The 25,278-nt window shown below is 44.3% G+C and carries 23 protein-coding genes and 2 pseudogenes; 6 read left to right on the forward strand and 19 right to left on the reverse strand.

The window, feature by feature from the left end; all coding sequences use genetic code 11:
- Positions 1-125: 125 nt before the first annotated feature.
- From AU387_RS04415 to AU387_RS04475, 13 genes and pseudogenes are all read right to left on the reverse strand, one after another.
- The gene (locus AU387_RS04415; RefSeq protein WP_059334995.1) at positions 126-485 is read right to left on the reverse strand and encodes a hypothetical protein; all 360 of its coding nucleotides are present in this window, start codon (positions 483-485) and stop codon (positions 126-128) included.
- A gap of 14 nt (positions 486-499) precedes the next feature.
- Positions 500-2,409: pseudogene (locus tag AU387_RS04420) on the reverse strand (DUF6792 domain-containing protein).
- Position 2,410: 1 nt separating this feature from the next.
- The gene (locus AU387_RS04425) at positions 2,411-3,136 is read right to left on the reverse strand and encodes a hypothetical protein (protein ID WP_059334997.1); all 726 of its coding nucleotides are present in this window, start codon (positions 3,134-3,136) and stop codon (positions 2,411-2,413) included.
- A 305-nt stretch (positions 3,137-3,441) separates the two neighbouring features.
- Positions 3,442-4,164 carry a hypothetical protein gene (locus tag AU387_RS04430; RefSeq protein WP_059334999.1) on the reverse strand — a complete coding sequence of 241 codons (723 nt, stop codon included), beginning with the start codon at positions 4,162-4,164 and terminating at the stop codon, positions 3,442-3,444.
- 129 nt (positions 4,165-4,293) lie between these two features.
- The gene (locus tag AU387_RS04435; protein ID WP_063623091.1) at positions 4,294-5,007 is read right to left on the reverse strand and encodes a hypothetical protein; all 714 of its coding nucleotides are present in this window, start codon (positions 5,005-5,007) and stop codon (positions 4,294-4,296) included.
- Positions 5,008-5,236: 229 nt separating this feature from the next.
- Positions 5,237-5,860, reverse strand: coding sequence for a bifunctional phosphoribosyl-AMP cyclohydrolase/phosphoribosyl-ATP diphosphatase HisIE (hisIE, locus tag AU387_RS04440; RefSeq protein ID WP_059335002.1), 624 nt, complete (start codon positions 5,858-5,860; stop codon positions 5,237-5,239).
- Positions 5,857-6,615, reverse strand: coding sequence for an imidazole glycerol phosphate synthase subunit HisF (gene hisF / locus AU387_RS04445; protein WP_044159350.1), 759 nt, complete (start codon positions 6,613-6,615; stop codon positions 5,857-5,859). The genes hisIE and hisF overlap by 4 nt, the downstream gene beginning before the upstream one ends.
- Entirely contained in the window at positions 6,612-7,349 is a 738-nt protein-coding gene (gene hisA, locus AU387_RS04450; protein ID WP_059335004.1) for a 1-(5-phosphoribosyl)-5-[(5-phosphoribosylamino)methylideneamino]imidazole-4-carboxamide isomerase, read from the reverse strand. Before hisA ends, hisF begins: the two co-directional genes overlap by 4 nt.
- Positions 7,346-7,984: an imidazole glycerol phosphate synthase subunit HisH gene (gene hisH / locus AU387_RS04455; protein WP_059335005.1), complete on the reverse strand. Its 639-nt coding sequence runs from the start codon at positions 7,982-7,984 to the stop codon at positions 7,346-7,348. Before hisH ends, hisA begins: the two co-directional genes overlap by 4 nt.
- Positions 7,985-8,569, reverse strand: coding sequence for an imidazoleglycerol-phosphate dehydratase HisB (gene hisB, locus AU387_RS04460; protein WP_059335007.1), 585 nt, complete (start codon positions 8,567-8,569; stop codon positions 7,985-7,987).
- Entirely contained in the window at positions 8,566-9,849 is a 1,284-nt protein-coding gene (hisD, locus tag AU387_RS04465; protein ID WP_059335009.1) for a histidinol dehydrogenase, read from the reverse strand. The genes hisB and hisD overlap by 4 nt, the downstream gene beginning before the upstream one ends.
- A complete protein-coding gene (gene hisG / locus AU387_RS04470; RefSeq protein WP_059335010.1) occupies positions 9,846-10,487 on the reverse strand; it encodes an ATP phosphoribosyltransferase in 642 nt (213 codons plus the stop codon). Before hisG ends, hisD begins: the two co-directional genes overlap by 4 nt.
- Entirely contained in the window at positions 10,480-11,655 is a 1,176-nt protein-coding gene (locus AU387_RS04475; protein WP_059335365.1) for an ATP phosphoribosyltransferase regulatory subunit, read from the reverse strand. Before AU387_RS04475 ends, hisG begins: the two co-directional genes overlap by 8 nt.
- A 247-nt stretch (positions 11,656-11,902) precedes the next feature.
- Between AU387_RS04475 and AU387_RS04480 the strand changes: the two genes are divergently transcribed.
- Positions 11,903-12,649: a C39 family peptidase gene (locus tag AU387_RS04480; RefSeq protein ID WP_059335012.1), complete on the forward strand. Its 747-nt coding sequence runs from the start codon at positions 11,903-11,905 to the stop codon at positions 12,647-12,649.
- A 243-nt stretch (positions 12,650-12,892) separates the two neighbouring features.
- Positions 12,893-13,558: a pectate/pectin lyase PelC gene (gene pelC, locus AU387_RS04485; protein WP_010332018.1), complete on the forward strand. Its 666-nt coding sequence runs from the start codon at positions 12,893-12,895 to the stop codon at positions 13,556-13,558.
- 26 nt (positions 13,559-13,584) lie between these two features.
- Here the strand turns inward: pelC and AU387_RS04490 are convergent, their stop codons facing one another.
- The 5 genes from AU387_RS04490 to hprK are packed head-to-tail and all read right to left on the reverse strand — an operon-like array spanning position 13,585 to position 17,468.
- Positions 13,585-14,100: an acyltransferase gene (locus tag AU387_RS04490; RefSeq protein WP_044159373.1), complete on the reverse strand. Its 516-nt coding sequence runs from the start codon at positions 14,098-14,100 to the stop codon at positions 13,585-13,587.
- 3 nt (positions 14,101-14,103) lie between these two features.
- Positions 14,104-14,754 (reverse strand): pyrophosphatase PpaX, encoded by a 651-nt coding sequence (ppaX, locus tag AU387_RS04495; RefSeq protein WP_059335014.1) that lies wholly within the window; start codon positions 14,752-14,754, stop codon positions 14,104-14,106.
- Complete coding sequence (locus AU387_RS04500) at positions 14,751-15,689, reverse strand: nucleoside recognition domain-containing protein (protein ID WP_059335016.1); 939 nt, start codon at positions 15,687-15,689, stop codon at positions 14,751-14,753. The genes ppaX and AU387_RS04500 overlap by 4 nt, the downstream gene beginning before the upstream one ends.
- Before the next feature lie 23 nt (positions 15,690-15,712).
- Positions 15,713-16,522 carry a prolipoprotein diacylglyceryl transferase gene (lgt, locus tag AU387_RS04505; RefSeq protein ID WP_044159380.1) on the reverse strand — a complete coding sequence of 270 codons (810 nt, stop codon included), beginning with the start codon at positions 16,520-16,522 and terminating at the stop codon, positions 15,713-15,715.
- A gap of 13 nt (positions 16,523-16,535) precedes the next feature.
- Positions 16,536-17,468 (reverse strand): HPr(Ser) kinase/phosphatase, encoded by a 933-nt coding sequence (hprK, locus tag AU387_RS04510; RefSeq protein ID WP_044159384.1) that lies wholly within the window; start codon positions 17,466-17,468, stop codon positions 16,536-16,538.
- A 182-nt stretch (positions 17,469-17,650) separates the two neighbouring features.
- Between hprK and nagA the strand changes: the two genes are divergently transcribed.
- Genes nagA through AU387_RS04525 form a run of 3 tightly spaced genes read left to right on the forward strand, consistent with a single transcriptional unit; the run spans position 17,651 to position 20,311 of the window.
- Positions 17,651-18,841, forward strand: a complete 1,191-nt coding sequence (gene nagA, locus AU387_RS04515; RefSeq protein ID WP_059335018.1) for an N-acetylglucosamine-6-phosphate deacetylase — start codon at positions 17,651-17,653, stop codon at positions 18,839-18,841.
- The gene (nagB, locus tag AU387_RS04520; RefSeq protein ID WP_059335020.1) at positions 18,838-19,566 is read left to right on the forward strand and encodes a glucosamine-6-phosphate deaminase; all 729 of its coding nucleotides are present in this window, start codon (positions 18,838-18,840) and stop codon (positions 19,564-19,566) included. Before nagA ends, nagB begins: the two co-directional genes overlap by 4 nt.
- A gap of 13 nt (positions 19,567-19,579) precedes the next feature.
- The gene (locus AU387_RS04525; protein ID WP_044159393.1) at positions 19,580-20,311 is read left to right on the forward strand and encodes a GntR family transcriptional regulator; all 732 of its coding nucleotides are present in this window, start codon (positions 19,580-19,582) and stop codon (positions 20,309-20,311) included.
- 19 nt (positions 20,312-20,330) lie between these two features.
- On the opposite strand, the gene AU387_RS04530 is transcribed toward AU387_RS04525, so the two are convergent.
- Positions 20,331-24,206 carry a lamin tail domain-containing metallophosphoesterase family protein gene (locus tag AU387_RS04530; RefSeq protein WP_059335022.1) on the reverse strand — a complete coding sequence of 1,292 codons (3,876 nt, stop codon included), beginning with the start codon at positions 24,204-24,206 and terminating at the stop codon, positions 20,331-20,333.
- A 549-nt stretch (positions 24,207-24,755) separates the two neighbouring features.
- On the opposite strand from AU387_RS04530, the pseudogene AU387_RS04535 reads away from it, so the two are divergent.
- Positions 24,756-25,264: pseudogene (locus AU387_RS04535) on the forward strand (MarR family transcriptional regulator).
- The last annotated feature ends 14 nt before the right edge of the window (positions 25,265-25,278 follow it).

Below are 25,278 nucleotides of genomic sequence, written 5' to 3' on the forward strand. Positions count from 1 at the left end.
ATATAATAGGATTATTTTTACTCTTTCTAAATCATAACAATGGAGAGAGACTTTTTCAGTATATTTTTCTTGTACACTGAAAATAAAAATCCCCTATGCATGACTCGAATAGGAGACGTTTCATATTATAGATCCTTTTCAGGCTTCTTTTTTCGATACGTTAAGGTAACCTCTTGCTGCCTCAGGTCTTCAATGATCATTTTGAACCGGTCAACCTTTGCAGTATGCTCTTCTTTTATCGTTTGAAGTGCAGTTTTCTGCTTTTCGCTTTTCAATTCAAGCTCTTCTTTTATTTTTTTGACAATCATTCCTTTTTGCCCTTTGATTTCTTCTTTTAATGCAGACTCAAATTTTTTAGTCAGGCTGAGAATATCGTTGATGGGTTTATTGAGACTGCCCGCTTTCCCCTTCATTTCGTCATGGGTTAGAAACATATAGGTGGTTGATACAACTTCTGTTTCACTTTCTGAAAATAAGGAAGTCACTCTGTCTATTCCTCCTAAGGCTGAAAATCGAATAGCTGTGAGATCATTTCTTCTTTTTCAAATAGCTTTTCGATGCTCTCGCGGATATTTTTGATAAAATTCTTTTTTTCCGATGTCTGTTTTTTTAGTTCTGCAACAATTCCGTCATTAGCAGGGAGAGCACCTGTATGGAACGATTCATGAACTGATATTTTCTCTAATTTATCGAATGTGTGACTGAAACCGGCCGCAAGCCGGAATTGAAGATCGAAGGCATAATGCGAAGGATTTTCTTCCATATGTTGAATCGACGTGATGATTGCCTGTTTTTTGTCTATAAACTCTTCATCGATTTCCTGACGGAATACCTTTTGGTACGCGGAAATCGCATCTTCCATATCTTCAACAATCTTCATGCCATTTTGATAGATTCTGACAGCGGATGAGATATTGACTTTAATCGTTTCTCCCGAGCCGCCCTTCCCTGTAAAGTAAATATCGGAGCCTTTATAGCTGAAGCCTTTTTCCTTTGATAATGCGTTCAGCATTTGAACGATGCTGTGGCCGTCAACGATGAGTTTTAATGCGTCTTTTGTTTCTTTGTCGAGTGTTTCTATCGAGGACAAAATTGATTTTACATACTCCACTATTTCACCAACGTCTTTTAAAGCTTGCGTAAATTGACCATGCTTTAAATGATCAATGAAATGTTCGTATCGTGATTCTATACCTCTCATACTCGCATTAAGATTCGTTAATTCTTTTTTGATCACTTTCTTTTGCGTTCCATCAATATACCCATTTTCAGCAAGCTGATCTACGACCGGGCCGCTGTTTCTCAATAAGGTATGGAGAAAACCTAAAAACGCTGGCAAATTCTCTTTAATTCGGCCATACATTTGCTTAACGTCATCAAAGTTTTCATAAATGACACTCGCTTTCGCTAAAGCACCATCTGTGTACTTCACTTTATCTATCAGCTCTATGTCAATCCCGCTTGCAGCCTTTACAAAACCGTTCAAGCCATCTTTTTCATAGTCATCCTTATATTTTTGAAGGAATCCTTGAATCGCTCTCACGTCTTCATCAGGAATCCCATCCATAATATTTCGGATGCCTTTTACACTTGTATTTGTATCCGCCATCTTCACATCGCCGAATGTAATGAAGTCTGCTTTCCGCTCGCACCGTACAGAGGGTCATCCTTTGAGATGCGCTGGGTGATGTTTGCTGTTACGCCTTTGTCTTCATAATATTTTTGGATTTCTTTTTTTAGCTTTTCTGGTGGGATAGAATCAATATCTTCGTATTTATAACTAAATTTCCTAATAACATATCTATATAAACTTTCATCAGTTTCAAGTAATTGATCGATATTGACTTGAGCCCCATTTACACCATAAACCTCATCATATTCTCCATTAATCAATTGCACCATTACTTGGTTATTATTAGCAAGGGAATGTCCTAAGGCGAATGTTTTTAAATCCTCCGAGTCACCTGCTGCTTTCTTTACTTTTTTAGTAAACTCCTTTGTAGCCTCATACTGACTATGATCGATTCCTAAAAAAAGACCAAAAAAGTTATACGACCAATCCTTATTATCAGCACTGCCTTCTGAAATAATATGAAGCTGATCGATATGTTTTTTCTTATCTATTATATGGATTGCCGTCCCATCGTAACCTGATTCTCTGGTCGAACTTTCTATACTTGTATTCTGGTTTACAAGTTCACTGGAGGTGTATATTTCAATTTTTGTATTCTCCGGAAGATCGTGGCGGGTTTCCTCTTTATAAATTCTCCGTACATCTGATTCGAAATCCGCTTTGGCTTCCTTAACTTCACTTGCATTGATTCAGGCAAACTTTTGTTTATAGTCATATTCTAAATCAATTAGCCGTAACTTTACGTTCTCATTCTCAAATACATTTTTATTTTCCATCTTATTTCTCCTTTTTATCTATTAAAAAGGTGATAGAATTAATTAATTTCTCTACTTTATTTTTAGCCTTTTCTTCATCTAAGGAGCATGGTTGATTTTCATTTTTGCATCCGAAAGTAAAGGCGTATTCTACTCCTAAGTTATCTTCTTCTGTAGATTTCACATACCCGAAGTAACTGTATGAATCATTATATTTTCTATCAATATCGTCAAAGATGTCTTTTTTCTTAGCAAAGTAGATATCGGTTTTCTTTTTGCTACTTTTTTTGTATTCACCTTTATAATCATTTTTTCCACTAACAATATCTAGCATTGTCTCAGGTTCATTCACAAAACTTTCTTCTTTGTAATATGTTACATGGCCATCAAACATTACATTGGTGTCTTTATCATAACTATTAAATCCAATACTTTCTTTGTTTTTCCCAGTTAAAGATGACCTTCTTGATAGATATTCCGCATCCTCCGGAAACAACATCCTAAACCCTTTCAGCTTAGACTCCAACAAATAATACCCCGGCTCTTCTTCCTTCGTTGACACCATGTACTCTCTCGTTTTCTCATCCTGAAACGCCGGAACTTGCGGCAGGTCTTTTGGATCCATGTCTTTTGGTCTTACGGCTTCTGTTTTATTGTCATTTGTGGTGTTTTTATCATTGTCGTTCATACTGCATCCTCCTGTCAGGGCAAGTAATAAGCTGAAGCAAATAAAGATAATCTTTTTCATTACGAACCTCCAAGGGTTTTGTGAGATCATTCTATTTTTAAAAAGTAATACTATTGACCCGGTTACGGGGTGATTATATTATCCTTTTCCATGTTACATCATGGCGGAATTTGGATAAATAGGAAATCAGACTTGGTTTTGATCTCTTTTTATTAACAAATCAAGCAAAACACCTCGTACACACCCAAATACCTATTTCTTTTTTCATAAAATATGACTCTTACCTTATTTTTCAGAATGGCTTCTATATAATTGTACTCTAAGTTATTTTAACGCCTTTTCAATATATTCTTATTTTCCACTCTCTATTTCCCCTTTTTAAGTATTAAAAAGGTAATAGAGTCTATTATTTTTTTAACTTTTTTTCTTGCTTCTTCTTTCTTTAATGAACAAGTCTCTTCATCTTTATAGCAGGCAAATCGAAAAGAATACTCTATCCCCAGATAATCCTCTTTTGTTGATTTAACATAACCAAAAAATCTATAAGACAAATTATTCTTTCCCTCTACATCATCAAAAACGCTTTTCTTTTGAGCAGAATATACAATTTTATCAGATAGCTTTCTTTCTTCATATTTTCCTTTATAGCTATTTCTACCGCTTACAATGTCCAGCATTGTATCCTTGTTATTCGCAAAACTTTTTTCTCGATGATAATCCAATTGCCCATCATATTGAATGTTAGTTTTTTTATTGAAACTATCAATTATTATTGTTTCCTTATTTTTGCCAACACTTGAAAATTCAGATACGTACTTCGCTTCTTCCGGAAACAACATCCTAAACCCTTTCAACTTAGACTCCAGCACATAATACCCCGGCTCCTCTTCCTTCGTTGACACCATATACTCTCTCGTTTTCTCGTCCTGAAACGCCGGAACTTGCGGCAAGTCTTTTGGATCCATGTCTTTTGGTTTTACGGCTTTCGTTTTATTGTTATTTGTGATGCTTTTTTCACTGTCGTTCATACCGCATCCGCCTGTCAGGGCAAGTAATAAGCTGAAGCAAATCAAGATGATTCTTTTCATGACGAACCTCCATGGGTTTTCGGCTTATTTACCTAAATCATATTTTGACCTTATTACAAAGTGATTTTTAGCCTTACCTTTATATTCTCAACTTCCAATCTATTTTTGTTTTCCGTTTTATTTCTCCTGTTAATGACTTAAAAAGGTGATGGATTTTACGTGCTTTTTAACCTTATCTCCTAAATTGTCTTTATCTAACGTACAAGGCTTCTCATGATTTGGACATCTAAACATAAACGAAAATACGATACCTACTTGTTCTTTCTCAGTAGACTTAATATAACCAAAATATCTGTATGAAAAATTGTATTTATTTTTGTCATTTTCAAAATTATTTTTCTTGTGAGCAATATAAATATCTTTATCCTCGTTCTCTAGTTTTTCAAAATTGCCATTATAACCATTTTCACTTCTAACTTGGTCTAACATTGTCTCAGGATTGTTAATAAAAGTTACTCCTTGATAATACTCTATTTGTGCATTTAGCATTTTATTTTTGGTTTTATCAAAACTATCAAATGGAATAATTTCTTCATTTTCATCACGGCTAGACAAATAGCTTGAAAATTCCCCATCCTCCGGAAACAACATCCTAAATCCTTTCAGCTTAGACTCAAGCAAATAGTACCCAGGCTCCTCTTCCTTTGTTGACACCATGTACTCTCTCGTTTTCTCATCCTGAAACGCCGGAACTTGCGGCAGGTCTTTTGGATCCATGTCTTTTGGTTTTACGGCTTCTGTTTTATTTTCATTGTTTTTGCTGTTTTTTTCATTGTCGTTCATACTGCATCCTCCTGTCAGGGCTAGTAATAAGCTGATACAAATCAAGATAATCTTTTTCATTACGAACCTCCAAGGGTTTTGTGAGATCATTCTATTTTTCAAAAGTCATACTATTGACCCGGTTTCGGGGTGATTATATTATCCTTTTCCATGTTACATCATGGCGGAATTTGGATAAATAGGAAATCAGACTTGGTGTTGACCTTCTTTTATCCATTCGGAATGTGAAATACCCATTACATTTTTCATTGCAAAAAAAAAAGAGCCGTTATCCATAGGCTCTTTTCATTTACGATTCAGAATGGCGTTTTCTCAGCACTTCCAGCACATCATCCAGCGGCAATGCTTGTTCTCTGAGCAGGACAAGGAGGTGATACAGCAGGTCTGCCGCTTCCCATTTCAGTTCCTCGTGATCGCGGTTTTTGGCGGCGATGATGACTTCTGATGCTTCTTCACCGACTTTTTTCAAAATCTTATCGACGCCTTCGTCGAAAAGGTAAGTGGTGTAAGCTCCTTCAGGCATTTCCGCTTGGCGTTCTGCGATGACGCGCTCCAGCTCGCTTAAGATGTCAAATCGGCCGGAAGTTTGTTCTTCTGTCTGTTCCTTTGTAAAACAGCTGTAGCTGCCTGTGTGGCATGCCGGGCCGGACGGCTCTACAAGCACGACCAGTGCATCTTGGTCGCAGTCATATCGGATGCCCTTGACGGCTTGCGTATTCCCCGATGTTTCTCCCTTGTGCCATAGCTCTTGCCGCGAGCGGCTGTAAAACCACGTTTCTTTCGTTTCCAGTGTTTTTTCGTACGATTCCCTGTTCATATATGCAAGTGTCAGTACTTCTTTGCTTGCCGCGTCCTGGACGATGGCAGGGATTAACCCGTCTTCGTTAAAACGCAGTTCATCTGCCTGTTTCATCTCACATTCACCCCGTGCTCTTTCAAGTATGATTTCACTTCTTTAATTGATGTTTCTTTATAATGAAAAATGGAGGCAGCCAGCGCGGCGTCCGCTTCCCCTTTTGTAAAAGCCTCGAGCATATGCTGCGCGTTTCCTGCTCCCCCTGAGGCGATGACAGGAACCGGAACAGCTTCTGACACGAGCTTTGTCAGCCTGTGGTCAAAGCCTTTTTTCTCCCCATCTGAGTCCATGCTGGTCAGGAGGATTTCTCCGGCTCCGCGTTTGACAGCTTCCTTCGCCCATGCTGTAACTTCCCAATCCGTTTTCTTTCTGCCGCCATGCGTGTAAACCTTATACGTGTCAGACTCTTCGTCGTACTTGGCGTCTATGGCGAGTACGATACATTGAGAGCCGAAAAACTCCGCGCCTTCTGTAATCAGCTCGGGACGGAGAACAGCTGCCGTGTTTACAGAAACTTTGTCCGCGCCGGCACGCAGAATCGTTTTCATATCGCTAAGCTGATTGATGCCGCCTCCGACTGTAAATGGAATCGCAAGCTTTGCAGCAACCTGCTCTACGACGTCAACCATCGTTTTGCGGCCTTCATGCGAGGCTGAAATATCAAGAAACACCAGTTCATCCGCGCCTTCCTGATCGTATACTTCCGCCAGCTCGACAGGATCGCCGGCATCCTTCAGCTCAAGAAATTGAATCCCTTTGACAACGCGCCCTTCTTTCACGTCAAGACATGGGATAATCCGCTTTGTTATCATTTCCCCTTCATCCTTTCAAGCGCCTCGCCAAGTGTAAACTGGTTGGTATACAGTGCTTTTCCGATAATAGCTCCAGAAACCCCATTCGCATGATAACGGGCAAGAGCTTCAAGATCCGCAACGGAGCTGACTCCGCCAGAGGCGATGACAGATTTTCCGGTTTCCTTTGCGAGTTCCACTGTACTTTCGATATTGGGGCCTGACAGCATCCCGTCTGTCGCGATATCAGTAAAAATAAAAACTTCTGCGCCTTCATTGGCGAGCTCTTTGCCGAGTTCAGCCGCCTTAAGATTTGATGTTTCCAGCCACCCTTCTGTTGAAACAAAGCCGTTTCTTGCGTCCAGCCCGATGGCTATCCTTTCGCCATACTCTTTCAGCATTTTTTTTACAAACGGCGGATCAGAAACAGCGGAGCTTCCCAGGATCACGCGATGGACTCCTGCCGATAAGTAATCGTAGACGTCGCTTTCCGAACGAATTCCGCCGCCGATTTCAACTTTCAGATTGAGCTTTTGTACAATTTCGATGACATGACGGTCATTTACTTTTTTTCCTTCCTTCGCGCCGTCGAGATCGACAAGATGAATCCATTCAGCCCCCTCACTCGTAAATAAAGAGGCCATGTCGAACGGTGAATCACCGTATACAGTTTCCTTGCTGTAATCACCTTGAACGAGGCGTACGCACTTGCCGTTTCTCATATCAATGGCCGGGTATAATGTAAAAGCACTCATTTTTTCACCTTCTGTTCTGCTGCCATTTTTGTGAATTGGATTAAGATAGACATTCCAACCGTGCTGCTTTTTTCCGGGTGAAACTGGGCGCCGAAGATGTTCTCTTTTCCGACAACCGCAGGCACCCGCACACCGTACTCGGCGCTTGCCAAAAGCGCGCCGTCATCCATTCCGTCAATATAATAGGAGTGGACAAAATAAGCGTAGCCTTCCTCCACTCCTGCCAGCAGCGGAGATTCGTTATGAAAGGAAAGGCGGTTCCATCCCATATGCGGAACCTTCAGCTTGTTTCCCTCCTGACCTTCCGGCTTCAGCCTGACCGCTTTTCCCTTTAACAAACCGAGGCCTGCAGCGGTTCCATGCTCTTCGCTCTCATCAAACAATAGCTGCATGCCAAGGCAGATCCCAAGAAGCAGTCTCCCCTCTGATACCATATCGTGAATGAATTGATCGAGTTTGGCGTTGCGCAAATTGTCCATCGCATCCCCAAATGACCCGACTCCCGGCAAAATGAAAGCATCGGCTTTTCTCAGCTCCTTTGGCATGCCAGAAACAAAGTACGGTATGCCGACACGCTCCAGCGCCTTTGAGACGCTGTATAAATTGCCCATTCCGTAATCTATCACACCGATCATTTACAGCATCCCTTTCGTTGACGGAATCCCTTTGACACGCGGGTCAATCGTTGTCGCTTCATCAAGCGCGCGTCCTAATGCTTTAAAAACAGCTTCTATCATATGGTGCGTATTTGTGCCGTAATGAACGATCACGTGCAAGTTCATCCGTGCTTCAAGCGCCAGCTTCCATAAAAATTCATGTACAAGCTCAGTATCGAAAGTTCCGACTTTCGCTGCCGGAAAGTCAGCACGCATTTCCAAGTGCGGCCGATTGCTTAAATCAACCACCACCTGCGCAAGCGCCTCATCCATCGGTACAAACGCCGAGCCGTAGCGTTTGATTCCTTTTTTATCGCCTAGTGCTTCAAGCAAAGCCTGCCCTAAGCAAATGCCGATATCTTCAGTTGTATGGTGATCATCTATATCAACATCGCCTTTCGCGTTAATGGAAAGATCAAATTGTCCGTGTTTCGTGAATAAATCCAGCATGTGTGTCATAAATGGCACGTCTGTTTTGATATCCGCTTGTCCCTCGCCGTCTATTGCAAATGCCAGCTCAATATCTGTTTCATTTGTTTTTCTGGCGCGATCTGCTTTTCTCATTTCGAATTCCTCCGTCCTCTCGCTTCGATTGATCTCGCGTGCGCTTCTAATCCTTCCAGTCTGGCAAAAGCCGCGATGCTATCCGCATGTTCTTCAAAGGCTGATTGGCTGTATGAAATAATGCTCGATTTCTTTTGAAAATCCGTGACGTTTAATGGGCTTGAAAATCTGGCTGTTCCATTTGTCGGGAGCACATGGTTCGGTCCGGCAAAATAATCTCCGACCGGTTCAGGGCTGTATCGGCCTAAGAAAATCGCACCTGCGTGCTTGATATTGCCAAGCAAAGCTTCGGGAGACTGTGTGATGATTTCTAAATGCTCCGGGGCGAGCGTATTGACTGTATTGACTGCTTCATCTATCGTTTCAGCCACATAAATAGATCCATAATCTCTCACTGAAGCTTCCGCAATATCTCTGCGCGGCAAGGTTTTAAGCTGCTCGTTCACCTCGGCTGAAACGGCCTCAGCCAGCGGCATGGAATCTGTGACAAGCACACATGAGCTGAGCATGTCGTGTTCCGCCTGTGACAGCAGGTCAGCGGCAATTTCCCGCGGGATAGCTGTTTCATCAGCCAGCACGACGATTTCACTCGGTCCGGCAATCATATCAATATCGACATCACCGAACACCTCTCGTTTGGCAAGCGCGACATAAATATTTCCCGGACCTGTGATTTTATCCACCGGCTCAATGGTTTCTGTTCCGTACGCCAGCGCTGCAATTGCCTGAGCCCCTCCCATTTTGTATATATCTTTAATGCCCAGCTCGGCAGCGGCAGCTAAGACTCCCGGAGACAGCCGTCCGTCTTTTCCCGGAGGTGTGACAAGAACAATTCTTTCCACGCCCGCTGTAAGCGCCGGAATGACATTCATCAAAACAGATGATGGATATGCGGCAGTTCCGCCCGGCACATAAACGCCGGCAGAATCAAGTGCTGTCACTTTCTGTCCCAGCATTGTGCCATCCTTTCTGTGATAAAACCAGGAAGACTGAAGCTGCCTTTCGTGATATTCAGTAATGTTTTTGATCGCTTGCCTGATCACCTGCAGCAGCTGGGGATCCAGCAAGCTGTATGCTTCTTCAATTTCTTCTGTTGTGACCAATGCGCTGTCGAGCTTGATGCCGTCAAACTTGGCCGTGTAGTCACGAACGGCCTGATCACCGTTTGCTTTTACATGTTCAATAATGGATCGGACCGCTTTTCTTTGTTCTTCCGTTCCGGCATCAATTGACCGCTTGAGAGAAAGCCGGTCCGCGCCGCTAATGATTTTGATTTTCATTTTGCCGTTTCTCCTTCCACAACAAGAGATAAACGGGATGCCATTTCGTCGATGACATCGTCCTTCATGCGATAGCTTACGGGGTTGACGATAAAGCGGGAGGTGATATCACAAATATGCTCTGTTTCAACGAGTCCATTTTCTTTGAGCGTCTGTCCCGTAGATACGATGTCGACTATTCTGTCCGCAAGCCCGATAAGAGGTGCCAACTCGATAGAGCCGTTCAGTTTAATAATCTCGACTTGCTCTCCCTGCTCCCTAAAATAACTGGAAGCCACATTCGGATACTTTGTGGCGATTCTCGGCGCGACGCCGCTCCAGTTTGTATCGTGAAGTCCGGCAACCGCCAGATGGCATTTGCTGATTTTCAAATCCAGCATCTCATATACATCGCGTTCCTCTTCCAGCATGACATCCTTCCCCGCAATTCCGACGTCTGCCACACCGTGCTCCACATATGTGGTAACATCCATCGGCTTTGCCAAAATGAAGCGGAGATTTTCCTCCGGCACGTCGATGATCAGCTTTCTGGAATCCTCAAACTCTTCCGGCAGCTTGTATCCCGCCTGCCGCAGCAGCCCTGCTGCTTCTTCAAATATTCGCCCCTTCGGCATTGCCATTGTGAGTAACTTACCCATTTTGCTCTTCCTTTCTGGCACCGATAAAATAGGTGACATTCGCAAATGATTTTGTCATCTGATCAATATTTTCAATCCCCAGTAAATCCTGAAGAACAACTTTTTTACCTTTCAAACGCTCTTCATTCGCAAAAGCAATGGCCTGCACCCGCTGTTCTTTGCTGAAAATGACAGCATCCATTTCACAAGGTTCGTCTTTCATATGGAGCGCTTCAATCATCCGGTCAATCCGAAGCCCAAAACCCGTCGCCGGCGCCGGTGAATTAAAATGTCCCAGAAGCTTGTTATAACGGCCGCCGCTGCCAATCACAAAGCCTACATTATCCGCGTACACTTCAAATAAAATCCCAGTGTAGTAGCTCATATGGCTGACCATATTCAGATCAAGACGGACATTTTCCGTACATCCGTAGTCCTCAAGAATCTCCCACAGCGCCTTCAATTCATCAACCACACTTTTACCTTGCGCTGAATCGACGATTTCTTCAGCACGTCTGCAAACTTCTATGCTCCCTCGCAATTCGAGAAGCTCAAGCAATCTGTTTTTATCAATGGAGGAAAGCGGAAGAGATTTGACGTGCTCTCTGTAGCCGACATAATTCTTTTCATATAAAAACCTCCGCAGCACGTCCGCTCGTTCAACATTCCCGAGCACCTCGACAAACAGGGCATCTGCAATGCCTGCGTGGCCGATTGCAATTTTAAATGAAGTCAAGCCGGCATTTTTTAACGCACCGATTACTAAGGCAATGACCTCTGCGTCCGCACTTGTCGTGCCATCACCGATCAATTCCACTCCAACCTGTTCAAACTCGGCAGGACGTCCGCCCTCGCGTTCCTGAGCTCTGAACACATTTACCGCATAGCCGACTCTGAGGGGATGATCATGTTTCAGCAGCTTTGATGCCGCCACCCTTGCGATCGGCCCTGTCATATCCGGGCGAAGCACCAGTGTCTTTCCATCCTGATCCAGAAGCTTAAACAGCTGCTGCTCTTTAATTGCTGACTGCACACCAACCGTATCGTAAAACTCCAGCGTCGGTGTTTCCATAAATTGATAGCCCCATTTATCTATCATATCGGTTAATGATTGCCTCACCTTTTTTTTCGTTTCATATAAACCGGGCAGTGTATCTCTCATGCCGTGCGGTTTTTCAAACATAAACATCAACCCGAGCACCTCCGTCATTGTTTGAAGGAAAATTCCGAATCCTTTAGTTCGCTAATATGATAATATGTTAGCAGATGAAAGAGTGGAAATCAATGCTTAACTTTCGCACGAATCTTTTTCGTTCAGAAATCCTCCTCCTAAATATGAAAAAGTCATGAATAAATGATGAAAGGTAGGTCATATCTCAAATTCTTGATGTTTGGCATGCTATAATACAAATCAAATAGAGAACAAGGAGTTAAAGATGAAAACACTGCGAACGTTATGTGTACTGATCATACTTTCTGCTGTCATTTTCTTCGGCATCAAAATATATGCAAAAGATATAGATATTTCGTTTTTCAAAATTGATTTAGGTGCAACGAAGAAGGAATCTGAAGCAGCAAACAAAGAGAAGAAACTGAAAGGAAGCGCTGAGCCGATGGACGTCACGCTTTTCAATCAGATGGATGCCCCAAAGCTCTATAATGGCTGTGAGGTGACGAGCCTTGCAATGGTACTGAACTATGCGGGATACAGCGTGACAAAGAATACACTGGCAAACCAGATCGCAACAGTGCCTTTGACATACAGCAGCGGATTAAAAGGTGATCCGAATGACGGATTTGTCGGTGATATGGCGAACGGCCCGGGGCTAGGTGTCTATCACGGCCCGATCTATCAGCTCGCTAAAACCTATGCGGGGGACAGCGTTTCTGATCTGACAGGAAAAAGCATCTCTGCTGTTTATGAGCAGCTTGAGAAAGGCAACCCGGTTTGGGTTATCACGACAGCTAACTTTACGCCGGTTGACAACATGCAGACATGGAAAACGCCAAACGGAACGATCGATATCACGTACAGCGAACACAGTGTCGCCGTCACGGGTTATGATAAAAATTACGTGTATGTGAATGACCCTTATGGCTATAAAAACAGAAAAACAGACCGGACCAGCTTCGAAAAAGCGTGGGTGCAAATGGGCAGCCAAGCCATCGTCGTTCAAAAGTAAAGCTGCCCGCTTTCACAAGCTTTTCTTATGCTCTCTCCTGAGCAAATACGCCAATATTCATTGTTTAAATCAGGTAACAATGACGCATTTTCCATTTCACATCCAAATTTGTCTTTACTTTCAGGCTGGCTATTTTTATGATTAAAACAGATTCAGCCTTGCCCCGATCTATGTGAGAGAAGCCGGTGCAAGATGCTGACGCTTCTCTTACAAAACTAAAGATATCCGGGGAGGATTTTATCATTGAAAAAAATCGTGTCTATCCTATTTATGTTCAGTTTGGTTATGGGCTTCAGCCAGTTTCAGACATCAACTGCTTTTGCAGCTGACAAAGTGGTTCATGAAACAATTATCGTGCCAAAAAATACAACATATGACGGGAAGGGACAGCGGTTTGTAGCAGGAAAAGAATTGGGTGACGGAAGCCAATCCGAAAACCAAAAGCCTGTTTTTCGTGTGGAAGACGGAGCAACTTTGAAAAATGTAGTGCTCGGAGCTCCTGCTGCTGATGGCGTGCACACTTATGGAAACGTTAACATTCAGAATGTGACGTGGGAAGATGTTGGTGAGGACGCATTAACTGTGAAGAAGGAAGGAAAAGTAACCATTGACGGCGGTTCTGCTCAAAAAGCTTCTGATAAAATCTTTCAAATCAATAAAGCCAGCACGTTTACAGTGAAAAACTTCACTGCGGATAACGGCGGAAAGTTTATTAGACAGCTGGGCGGGTCGACCTTCCATACCGATGTCATTATCGACAGATGCACCATCACAAATATGAAGGAAGCGATTTTCCGTACGGACAGTAAAACGAGCACTGTCACCATGACGAACACAAGATACTCCAACGTCGGCAAGAAATGGATCGGCGTCCAGCACGTAACGGAAAAAAACAATACCCAATTTTAATATACAAAAAAAGCCCGCGCTATTTATTACAGCGGGCTTTTTATTCTTTCCTGCATTTCTTCCCTTGTGTATATGATTTTCATCGGATTTCCGCCGACAAATGCTCCGGCTGGCACATCCTTATGGACAAGCGTTCCGGCGGACACGACTGCGCCATTCCCTATTTCTACGCCTGGCAGAATGGTCGTGTTGGCTCCGATCATCACTTCGTCTCCGATCAGGACTTTACCGGTTCGATACTCCTGAATTAAATACTCATGGGCCAAAATGGTCGTATTGTATCCGATGATTGAATTCGTTCCGACTGAGATCTTTTCCGGAAACATAATATCGGGCATCACCATGAGGGCAAAGGATGTCTGCTTTCCGACCTTCATCCGCAAAAATGTACGGTACAGCCAGTTTTTCATCCCTATAAACGGTGTGTATCTCGCGATTTGAATAATCATGAAATTCTTCACTACCTTCAAAAAAGGCACCGTTTGATAGACATGCCACAGTGAGTTAGCACCTGATACCGGATGCCGGTCTGTTTTTCTCACAGATTACTTCACTCCAACGATTTGTAATAGATCACTCATTTTCTCAAGCATATAGTCAGGCTCATGTTTCGCCAGCGCTTCCGTGCCTTTAATCGTCCAAGCGACCCCGGCTGTTTTTGTGCCGGCGTTTTTACCCGCCAGAATATCGTGATAGTTGTCGCCGACCATGATGGCTTCTGCAGGCTCGCTTCCCAGCTGTTTCAGCGCCAGCAGCACAGGCTCGGGATCAGGTTTTGCCATCGTGACGTCATCAAGTGTAACAACGGTTTCGAAAAATTCGCCGATGCCCGTCAGCTTAAGGCCCATATTGACAGTATCTCTTAATTTTGTTGTCACAATTCCTAATGTAAAGCCCGCTTTTTTTAGTTCATCCAGCGTTTCATAAACCGTTTCATATTCGGTGACAAGTGTGTCATGCATCTGGTGATTGTATGTTCTGTACATGCTGATCATATCTTCAGTTTTCTCAGCATCCATTGAAGAAAACGTTTCAAAAAGAGACGGGCCGATAAACGCAAGCACATCTTCACGTTTATAGCGGCTCGGGTAATAATGCTCCAGCGTATGCAAAAATGACGCGATAATTAATTCATTCGTATTAATAAGGGTCCCGTCTAAATCAAACAGAATTGTCGTAACTTGTTTATCAGTCATACTGCTTCCTTTCCAACCGCTGAGGGTTTCCATTTTTTCCACGTATACGATATAGCCATCGTCAGCAGCACAGCCGTAGTGACCCGGATCAGCAGAAGCGGCCAAACTGGAATGCCGAGCGGAATAAAGACAAGTGTATCTTCAACGACGGCATGGCAGGCAACGAGAAAAATAAAGGCCAGTGTCATGTCGCGCCTGCCAACGCCGTCATCTTCGACTGCCTTAATCATGACACCCGCTCCGTAGGCCAGACCGATTGTCAAGCCGGCAACCATTGTCATCGAGGTATTTTTATTCATGCCGAGCATCTGTGTAAACGGAGACAGCCACTTCGAAAACGTGTGCAGCCAGCCTAAGTCTCGCATAAATTGAATGATGATCATCAGCGGGATCACAATTGCCGCCAGCTGCAAAACGCCAAGACCGGCTTTCATTAAAGCCTCGGCCAGTATCGCCAGCCAGCCGTCAGGCGCATCACCCTTTGCAGCGATAAAACCGTACTGGGCCGTTTCCTGCCCGCCATGCCAGATGAGATTGATGACGATTGCAGAAACAGCTGCCAAACCAATGCGCACTGCCAATATGATGCCAATCCTGATCCCGACCTTTGCTGCGACTGTCGATTCGATAATCAAGTTATGACAGAATGAAAGCATCACCGCTAAGATAAAAACTTCCTTCACGGATAAATCCAGTGTCAATATCCCGGCAATCCCCGCGTACAGATTCAGCATATTCCCAAGAACAAGCGGGATCGCCGCTTCACCAGAGAGCCCGAACAGGCCCATCACCGGTGTAATCAGCCGTACCAGCCAATCCATGACAGGCGTATGCTGAAGCAAAGTGACCACCAGCGTTACCGGAAAAATGACTTTGCCGAGTGTCCATGTTGTTTGAAGACCCGCCGCAAGACCGACCAGGAAAATCTTCTTCATCCCTCATCCCCCTTTGTTACCGTCTACTCTGCGTAACGCTTCGCCGAGTACCCCTTGACGCGTCTGAAGATGATGGCTGCTACAGCCAAAACAATCAATACGATTGAGATCACCTGAGCGATGCGAAGCGAACTCGTCAGCATTAAGCTGTCAGTCCGCATTCCTTCAATAAAGAGCCTTCCGATTGAATACCAAATGATATAGGTTAAAAACAGCTCGCCTCTCCGTAAATTCGCTCTGCGCAAAAGAAGCAGTATAATAACGCCGACAAAGCTCCATAGTGATTCATATAAAAAAGTAGGATGATAATATTGGCCGTTGATGTACATTTGATTGATGATAAACTCAGGCAGGTGCAGGTTTTCTAAAAAGGCTCTGCTGACCGCCTCCCCGTGTGCCTCTTGATTGACAAAGTTTCCCCAGCGGCCGATCGCCTGACCGAGCAAAATGCTTGGCGCCGCGATATCCGCAAGCTTCCAGAAAGAAATGTTTTTCACTCTCGAAAAGACATAGCCTGTCAAAATGGCACCGATTAAGCCGCCGTGAATCGCGATGCCGCCCTTCCAGATTTTTATGATTTCCCCCGGATGTTCGGCATAATAATCCCATTCAAATGCAACGTAATAAATCCGTGCGCAAATAATCGCAATTGGGATCGCAAAAAGGACGAGATCGATAAAAATATCTTTCTGCAGTCCTCGTTTCTCACTTTCTCTCATGGCAATCCAAAGCCCCAGCAAAGCACCGAGGCCGATAATGATTCCGTACCAATGGACGGCTAACGGCCCCAGCTGAAACGCTATCGGATTGAGTGGTTCTATCGCTTCATTCATTTATTGCCAACTCCTATTCGTCTTGTTCACCGTCTTCAATGACATCCGCCAGCTTGTTGGTAAATTGCTCAGCAGCGTTTAAGCCCATCCGCTTCAATCTGAAGTTCATAGCAGCCACTTCAATAATGACCGCGAGATTTCGTCCCGGACGGACAGGGATCGTGAGTTTTGTAATTTCTGTATCAATGATTTTCATTGTTTCTTCTTCGAGTCCAAGACGGTCGTATTGCTTGCCCTGCTCCCAGAGTTCAAGATTCATCACAATTGTAATTCGTTTATTGCTTCTGACCGCACCGGCACCAAACAGCGTCATGACGTTAATAATGCCGAGCCCTCTAATTTCAAGCAGATGCTCAATGAGCTCAGGGGCGTTTCCGACAAGGGTATCCTGATCCTCCTGCCGAATTTCAACACAATCATCAGCAACAAGGCGGTGGCCTCTTTTCACAAGCTCCAACGCGGTTTCACTTTTTCCGACGCCGCTTTTCCCTGTGATCAGCACTCCGACGCCATATATATCTACAAGCACACCGTGAATGGCTGTGGTTGGCGCAAGTCTGCTTTCTAGGAAGTTGGTCAATCGGCTTGACAGTCTTGTCGTTTTCAAAGGCGATCTGAGGACAGGCACGCCGTTTTTCTCGGAAGCGTCAATGAGCTCCTGCGGGATAGGCATATCTCTAGACAGAATAATAGCTGGTGTTACATCCGTGCATAGAGATTCCATTCGCTGCTTTTTATCCTCTTCCGGCAGCTGTTCAAAGAAAGAGAGCTCTGTTTTCCCCAGAAGCTGCACGCGCTCCCTGGGGTAATATGTAAAATATCCGGCAATTTCAATGCCTGGTCTTGATAAATCGCTCATCGTAATCGGGCGGTTAATACCTTCTTCACCGCTGATTAATTCCAAATGAAACTGTTCCATTACATCTTTTGTCCGAACCTTTGCCACGATATGTTCCTCCTGTTCCGGGATAACCCGAGCTTGCTCAACAATAATTTCATTTTATCACTTTCGGGCTTGAACCTAAAACAGATTTTATAAAAGACTGGCAAACGTGTCAGCTGGTCTAGATCACTAGTCTGAAAAAGAGTAAAATAAACGTATTCATATTCCAGAAAGGCGGATCATTTATGGCAGATAGTCTTCTTCTCAGCGGAATCAGTATCGTGACAGAAAATGAAGTGATCAAAAACGGCTATGTTGGAGTCAAGGACGGAAAAATCAGCGCTGTCTCAACAGAACGGCCAAAAGAGCAATACTCAAAGGAAATTCAAGGCCCAAAGGATGCCGTATTGCTTCCGGGAATGATTGATATCCATATTCACGGCGGCTATGGCGCAGATACAATGGATGCGAGCTTTTCCGCGCTCGATGCCATGTCCTCAAGACTGCCTGAGGAAGGCACAACGAGTTTTTTAGCGACAACCATCACACAGGAGCACGGCCAAATTTCTCAAGCTCTGGAAAACGCGAGAGATTGGAAGTCTGCGGAGGAACCCTCTTCATTAGGTGCGGAATTGATCGGAATTCATTTGGAGGGTCCCTTTGTTTCACCTAAAAGAGCCGGAGCGCAGCCAAAGGAATGGATCAGGCCCTCAGATCTTGCGCTTTTCAAGAAGTGGCAGCAGGAGGCAGGCGGACTGATCAAAATCGTCACGCTTGCGCCGGAGGAGGACCAGCAATTTGAGCTGATCCGTTATTTAAAAGATGAGTCGATTATCGCTTCAATGGGACACACGGATGCAGACTCCGCATTACTTTTGGAAGCCTTTGAAGCAGGCGCCAGCCATATGACTCACTTATACAATGCGATGAGTCCGTTCCATCATCGTGAACCCGGAGTGATCGGAACAGCCCTTGCCCATGAGGGTTATGTCTCAGAGCTTATTGCTGACGGCATCCACTCCCATCCGTTAGCGGCAAAGCTTGCTTTTTTAGCAAAAGGCAGCAGCAAGCTTATCTTGATCACCGATTCGATGCGGGCGAAAGGTCTGAAAGACGGAGTCTACGAGTTCGGCGGACAGAGTGTGACAGTAAAGGGAAAAACAGCTCTTCTTCCGGACGGGACGCTTGCCGGTTCGATTTTAAAAATGAATGAAGGCGCACGGCATATGCGCGCGTTTACGAATTGCTCTTGGACGGATATAGCAAATATAACTTCAGCAAACGCGGCCAAACAGCTTGGCATCTTTGACCGAAAAGGCAGTATAACAGAGGGAAAAGATGCGGATCTTGTAATTGTCAGCAGTGAATGTGAGGTGCTTCTCACCGTCTGCCGCGGAAACATTGCATTTAAATCCAAGGAGGCTGATCATATATGAAAGTAATCGAATGTCAATCGTATGAGGCATTAAGCCAAAAAGCTGCCGGCATTGTGGCTGAAACAGTCAGGGAAAAGCCTGATGCCGTTCTCGGTTTAGCAACAGGCGGGACACCGGAAGGCACGTACCGCGAGCTGATCCGCCTGCACCAAACAGAGAATCTTTCTTTTCAAAACATCACAACGATTAATTTAGATGAATACGCCGGGCTTTCCGGTGATGACCCAAACAGCTATCACTGCTATATGAATGACCGTTTCTTTCAGCATATCGACAGTCAATCGAGCCGGCATTTTATTCCTGATGGAAACGCAGGTGACCTGGAAGCCGAGTGCAAACGCTACGAACAATTGATTGAATCACTTGGCGGAGCGGACATTCAGCTTCTCGGCATCGGCCGAAACGGACATATCGGCTTTAATGAACCGGGAACATCATTCCACTCCCGCACACATGTCGTGGCATTAAATGAACAAACCCGTCAGGCCAATGCCAGATATTTTCCCTCCATTGACAGTGTGCCAAAAAAAGCCGTTACAATGGGAATTCAAACGATTCTCTCAAGCAAGCAGATTCTTCTGCTTATCTCCGGCACAAGCAAAGCCGAAGCTGCCAAAAGGCTGCTGGACGGACAAGTCAGCGAGGAATTCCCTGCGTCTGCTTTGCACCTGCATCCTAACGTTTCGGTTTTGATTGATCAAGAAGCCGCGGGATTCAGGCATTGAAAGGATTTTCGCTATGAATATCGATAAACAATCTCCTATCCCGATTTATTATCAGATTATGGAGCAAGTAAAAGCCCAAATAAAGAGCGGAGAGCTGAAGCCGGATATGCCGCTTCCTTCCGAGCGGGAATATGCCGAGCAATTCGGGATCAGCCGGATGACAGTGCGCCAAGCGCTTTCTAATTTGGTCAATGAAGGTTTTCTCTATCGCCAGAAAGGCCGGGGCACCTTTGTCAGCAAGCTAAAAATGGAGCAAGCGCTCCAAGGGCTTACAAGCTTTACCGAAGATATGAAAAGCCGCGGCATGAGGCCGAGCAGCAGGCTCATCGATTATCAGCTTATCGATTCGACTGAGGAGCTGGCCGCCATACTAGGGTGCGGGCACCCGTCCCGCATCCACAAAATCACACGGGTTCGGCTGGCGAATGATATTCCTATGGCGATCGAAGCCTCACACATCCCATTTGAGCTTGCAGGTGAATTAAATCAGTCTCATTTCAAGTCGTCGATTTACGAGCATATCGAAAGGTACAACAGCACGCCGATTTCTCGCGCCAAACAAGAGCTTGAACCGAGCGCCGCAACACAGGATGAAGCAAACATACTCGGCATCCAAGAGGGGGCGCCAGTCCTGTTGATTAAACGAACAACGTATTTGCAGAACGGAACTGCTTTTGAGCATGTAAAATCTGTATACAGGGGCGACCGCTATACTTTTGTTCACTACATGGATCGGCTGTCATAAAAAAATCTCCAACCCCTTTTTAAGGATTGGAGACACGGCGAAAATCAAACTGGTCTGACGCTGGACGATAGGTTTCTTTTTTCGTTTTGAACTTCCAGATCGGCGATTTCGTTTTTCCGTTAAAGCTGTCTTCCACAATGGTGTACCAATAATAAACAGAACTCGGCTCTAGATTCTCCCAAAGGAATTCGGCGGTTTCCCCGCTTTTCACTTTCTCGCGTTTTCCGAGCTGTTCGTTTGTATAGACATTGCATTCAAAATAATCGGTTTCTACTCTTTTCATTCTTGGCTTCAGATCAAGCTCCAGCGTAAACTCATCCTTGTTGCCGTAACTATCTGTATCATAAAAGTTTTTATCATCCAAATACGGAGAGTATGTGGATACATGCACCACATTGTTTGCCTGGTCAAACTGCATCAAACGCAAATACCCCTGGCCGCCCTCGGGCCCGCCCTGATAATCAGCAAGCATTTGATGTACGAGACGATCCGGTTTTCCGTCTCCGTCATCATCCAGCTCATCTGTTTTTCTCATCGCGCTGTGATAATGTCCGCTTAACACCATCACGACATTCGGGTTCGGCTTAACAACTTTCTTGAAAACTTTCTCGCCGATCGGGCTTCTGTTTCCGCTTACGAGTAAATATTCATGAAAAGCTAAGACAGCTGTCCTGTCAGGGTGCTCCTTCAGCACTTGATTCATCCATGCGATGTCTTCGTCCGTGATGCCCCAGCCCATGTACAGCATGATATAATCATTGCCGCTGCTTGATATGAGGTCATAATGCCCGCGGTTATTTTTGTACGATTCGCCATAATACAGTCTCTTATCGAAACGGTGGCTGCCAAAGTATTTGCCAAACGCCCTGTAGGAGCCGTCCTTATGACCGACATCGTGGTTTCCGGCCAGCACGCCGTAAGGAATTCCGCTGTTGTCCAGGACACGCATTGATTGATCAGCGTTTCTCCACTGTCTGATATCTGCGGAATCATCTACAATATCCCCTGTATGAAACACGTATTTCGTATTCAGCTTCCTTTGGGTATTTTTGATCCATGCAGTCTGCTTATCAAAAATATGCGGATAGCTTTTTGCATAATACTGCGTGTCTGACATCCAGACAAAGGTATACATATCCTTCGCAGGAGGAATTTCGTCCTGAACAATGATATTCATCTTAGATTTCCGCACATAATCGGAAGCGATGACAGACGCCTTTAGCGTGAACTGTTTGTCATCTTTGGCAACGAAGCTGTCAATCGGCTGCCACTGGCTTGTCCGGTAATTCCAAGCGTACATTGTCACTTTCCTACCCGGCAGAGAGCTTCCTCTCCAAACGGCTTCAGCTAAATCATTCTCATCAATGGACGGGTCAACCGTCACTTCAAAACGGTGATAAGGAAAAAGCTCCTTCTCTTCAGTTGACACTGTTTTTCCGTCAGCTCCTGACACCCGATTCATTTCTTCATTGGTAAACGGCGTCTCGCTTTCCGGGACAAAGCTCTTCGGAGGTTCAGTCAGTGACGCATGCTTAAACATTTTCACATTATTTCTGTTTTGCGCCGTATATTGAAAGCCTCTGTAAAAAGACACATCCATCGCATCATTCGTCGGATCCTTCACCCGCACCGAAAGCTTGGCTTTGTGCGTATCGGCATCGCTATTTACGATTTCCGGCTGGTCCGGATGCTCCCGCTCTGTCTTAAATGTCCGCTCAATAACCGTTTTATTGCCAGCCAAATCTGTTGCTGAGACTTTCAGCGTGTGTTTGCCCGGAGACAGCTCAGAAGTTGACGTATGATACGGGAGCGTAATGCTGTCACCATCTAAAAATGCCTCTGTTTCCTCTATTTTGCTCCATTTATCAAACATATCTGCCTGCAGAACCAGGTTTCCTTTATACGTCTGTCCGTCCGTCACATTCGGTTCGATGTGCGGCCCTGAATTATCAACCCGCACTACAAAACTCAGGTTTTCATTCCCATCGCTTACTGCAATATGATGGGCTCCTTCAGTCAGCTTCTCTGTATCCCACTTCAGCAGCTGTGACGTAAACAGTCCGTCAGGCAAATGAAATTGAAACGGCCAGCTTTTATTTGAGCGCTGATTATCCCCAATAAAAAGCTCCTTCTCGGGAGAAATACGCTCATCCCTGATCACCGTTCCATCCGATAATACCAATCGGGCATTTTTGACTAAAAAGTCATCACGGTTTTCAGCCGTATCAAACGGAGATACCTTTGAACCCGATCGTATCGTGATACGCTGCAGCTGCTTCCCTTTTTGAAGCAGCGTCTCCGGCAAAGGAACAGAGTAGGTACGGTATTTATTTGTCGTATCATCGAAGACTTTTAGCACCTTGCCGTCCATCGTTACAGCATTTTTAAAGTAAAGGTTCGTTTTCCGGGTATCGAACGCAAAATATACTTCTTTTTCCATGGCGGGCTCTGTCAGTTGTTTTTTTCCGTCAATCCACAGCTTAATGCTGTCAGTCCGCCCATCCGTAGTCGCTTTGAGAAACTGTGTCCCCGAAAGTGTATCTCTGTTTTCTATATTCATCCGCAAACCGTGCGACTTGCTTGTTTGCTTAATATCAATCATTTTGACAGGCGTCTTCGCTTCATTGATCCCGTCACCGGCTACGACGTAATACTCAAGCTGATCCTTCCCGATCAGCTCAGGTGAGTAGACAATATAATGGTACAAATGATCGTTGCGGTCTTTTTCAGCGAAAATGCGTTTGAACGGTTTGTTTTCATCTGTCCGATAATAAAAGGCGGCCGTTTTCACTAAACTGCGGTCACGTATGTCAGCCCGCAGTTCAATGCTTTCAGCCGGACGGACAGGCTTGCGGTCTGTTAAATCTTCTATAACCGGCTTTTCTTTATCAAGCTTCATTTTTCGTTTTTGCTCTGGAACCTGCGCCTGTAAAACCGAGCCTGGCGATGGATTTTTTTCTGCTATTGAAATGCTGAGCAGTTCCGCTGTTCCATCGAGCGGATATTTATAAAGCACAGACGACAGGCGGCGCAGCGCATGCTTTCGGTAGTGCGCAACTGAAATATCCTTCCCTGTATTCGTCGATATCGCAACCGCACGCGGCCGGGTATTCGCCATGCCCTCTGTTCCTTCCAGCACCAACAGATTTTCCCCTTCTCTCAAATGTGTCTGATAGTGCCGGTTAAAATCATCCGCTGTCAATTCAGGATGTCCGGCAGGCTTGAGCCAAAATACACAGGTTTCGCCAGAAGGAATGACGACCCGCTGATCAGGTCTCCAAATCAAATCGGAGTCCGGCCCTTCCTTCGGATAGCGATAGCGGATGTGATAATCTTTAAAATCAATTGTTCTGTCGGTTGTATTATATACCTCAATAAATTCATAACCGTCTGTACGCCCGGTATTTTTTGTATCAACCGCAAGCTCGGTGATCAGCAGCTCCGGGATATGGGCGAGATCAGCCTGATACCCATCCAGCTTCAGTGTCTTCGTTTCTGACTCTACCCGCTGCTTTCCATTCGAGAACACAATGTAATACTCGAGCTCGCTATTCCAGATTGACCTCTTCGGAATTTGCGCCAAAAACTGGCGGATAGCTCCGGGGGTTGGGTCCATCGGCACCATTTTATAGCCCAGTTCATTGCTTTGTTTATAAAACAAAAAGGCAGAAAACGATTGATACTCACTGTCACGCACGTGCGCCTGAATGATCAGATTGCCCTTCATTTCAGCCTTCACTTCAATTTGAGGAGGGTTTTCAAGCAAGGGTATGTAATGAGGCGTTTGGAACGGCTCCTGCTTTATGACGGGCAAGGCCCTCGCTTCATGATGGCCGCCAGACTGAACAAACAGAAAAGACAATAATAAAGAAGCTATGACTGTGTATTTTCTCATCACGACACCTCCCTTTTCACGTATTTTGCGTCTGAACAGGGAAGCTTATGAGTTTATTTTTGTGCAAAAAGAACAAAAAGACATCGGCCTCTTGAAGTTAAACCGGTTAACGATAAAATCAGAGAGACAGATTGATGGATAACAGCATTCATAATGAATGATTTCAAGCGATACAAGAGTTCGCATTAAAAAGAGATAAGCACGGTACCGCTTCCATCTCATTCACCTCTTAAAATGAGATGGATTATTGATAGACAGCACTTAAAGCTTCAACGGATCATTTTCAGTAATAACCTTTTTTCATTTCATAGACGATGATCATAATTAACGTTTACCAGTAAACATCGGTCATTCCATCCCTTATTCTGCCATGTGTCAATATCATCAGCCTTGAAAAATTGAAAAAAAGTGTAAATGCCACAGTTTTCATCTTCCTTAAGCACCAGCAATTGACAACAAAAACAAGAACAGATAAAATCAAATCGTTCACTAGTAAACATTTTTTATTGTTTCCTAGTAAACCATTCATTCAAAGAAAGAAGGTAGCTTATGTCCGGTCTGACAAAACAGCTGATATACGACATATACGTTCGGCTCCTGCATCTTAATGAACAAAAAGCGAATACTGCACTTCGGCAGTTCTTTAAGGAGGTCGCAGAAGAAGATGTGAATGATGTTCCCAAAAACATGACTAGCATCCATGTCATTGACTGTATTGGCCAACATGAACCGATTAATAATACGGGAATTGCCAAAAAAATGAATTTATCTAAAGCGAACGTAACGAAAATCAGCACAAAACTGATCAAAGAAGAATTTATCAATCGCTATCAGCTGACTGATAACAAAAAAGAAGTCTATTTCAAATTAACCCGTAAAGGCAGACAGATTTTTGATTTGCATAAAAAACTGCACAAAAAAAGGAGCTGGCATTTTACCAATTCCTTGATTCATTCTCACAAGATGAACAGAATGCTGTATTGAAATTTTTAGAACAGCTTACTTCCAGACTTGAAGCTGAGCAAACAGATGATACTTCAGAGAAACCTGTAAAGTAAAAAAGGCGGTGTTG

Source organism: Bacillus halotolerans (assembly GCF_001517105.1).
Classification (GTDB): domain Bacteria; phylum Bacillota; class Bacilli; order Bacillales; family Bacillaceae; genus Bacillus; species Bacillus halotolerans.

Excerpts from the sequence above, each read along its gene's own strand:
- AU387_RS04425 (WP_059334997.1), bottom strand. The coding sequence starts at position 3,136 with ATGAAAAAGATTATCTTTATTTGCTTCAGCTTATTACTTGCCCTGACA.
- AU387_RS04430 (WP_059334999.1), bottom strand. The coding sequence starts at position 4,164 with ATGAAAAGAATCATCTTGATTTGCTTCAGCTTATTACTTGCCCTGACA.
- AU387_RS04435 (WP_063623091.1), bottom strand. The coding sequence starts at position 5,007 with ATGAAAAAGATTATCTTGATTTGTATCAGCTTATTACTAGCCCTGACA.
- hisIE (WP_059335002.1), bottom strand. The coding sequence starts at position 5,860 with ATGAAACAGGCAGATGAACTGCGTTTTAACGAAGACGGGTTAATCCCT.
- hisF (WP_044159350.1), bottom strand. The coding sequence starts at position 6,615 with ATGATAACAAAGCGGATTATCCCATGTCTTGACGTGAAAGAAGGGCGC.
- hisA (WP_059335004.1), bottom strand. The coding sequence starts at position 7,349 with ATGAGTGCTTTTACATTATACCCGGCCATTGATATGAGAAACGGCAAG.
- hisH (WP_059335005.1), bottom strand. The coding sequence starts at position 7,984 with ATGATCGGTGTGATAGATTACGGAATGGGCAATTTATACAGCGTCTCA.
- hisB (WP_059335007.1), bottom strand. The coding sequence starts at position 8,569 with ATGAGAAAAGCAGATCGCGCCAGAAAAACAAATGAAACAGATATTGAG.
- hisD (WP_059335009.1), bottom strand. The coding sequence starts at position 9,849 with ATGAAAATCAAAATCATTAGCGGCGCGGACCGGCTTTCTCTCAAGCGG.
- hisG (WP_059335010.1), bottom strand. The coding sequence starts at position 10,487 with ATGGGTAAGTTACTCACAATGGCAATGCCGAAGGGGCGAATATTTGAA.
- AU387_RS04475 (WP_059335365.1), bottom strand. The coding sequence starts at position 11,655 with ATGTTTATGTTTGAAAAACCGCACGGCATGAGAGATACACTGCCCGGT.
- AU387_RS04480 (WP_059335012.1), top strand. The coding sequence starts at position 11,903 with ATGAAAACACTGCGAACGTTATGTGTACTGATCATACTTTCTGCTGTC.
- ppaX (WP_059335014.1), bottom strand. The coding sequence starts at position 14,754 with ATGACTGATAAACAAGTTACGACAATTCTGTTTGATTTAGACGGGACC.
- AU387_RS04500 (WP_059335016.1), bottom strand. The coding sequence starts at position 15,689 with ATGAAGAAGATTTTCCTGGTCGGTCTTGCGGCGGGTCTTCAAACAACA.
- lgt (WP_044159380.1), bottom strand. The coding sequence starts at position 16,522 with ATGAATGAAGCGATAGAACCACTCAATCCGATAGCGTTTCAGCTGGGG.
- nagA (WP_059335018.1), top strand. The coding sequence starts at position 17,651 with ATGGCAGATAGTCTTCTTCTCAGCGGAATCAGTATCGTGACAGAAAAT.
- nagB (WP_059335020.1), top strand. The coding sequence starts at position 18,838 with ATGAAAGTAATCGAATGTCAATCGTATGAGGCATTAAGCCAAAAAGCT.
- AU387_RS04525 (WP_044159393.1), top strand. The coding sequence starts at position 19,580 with ATGAATATCGATAAACAATCTCCTATCCCGATTTATTATCAGATTATG.
- AU387_RS04530 (WP_059335022.1), bottom strand. The coding sequence starts at position 24,206 with ATGAGAAAATACACAGTCATAGCTTCTTTATTATTGTCTTTTCTGTTT.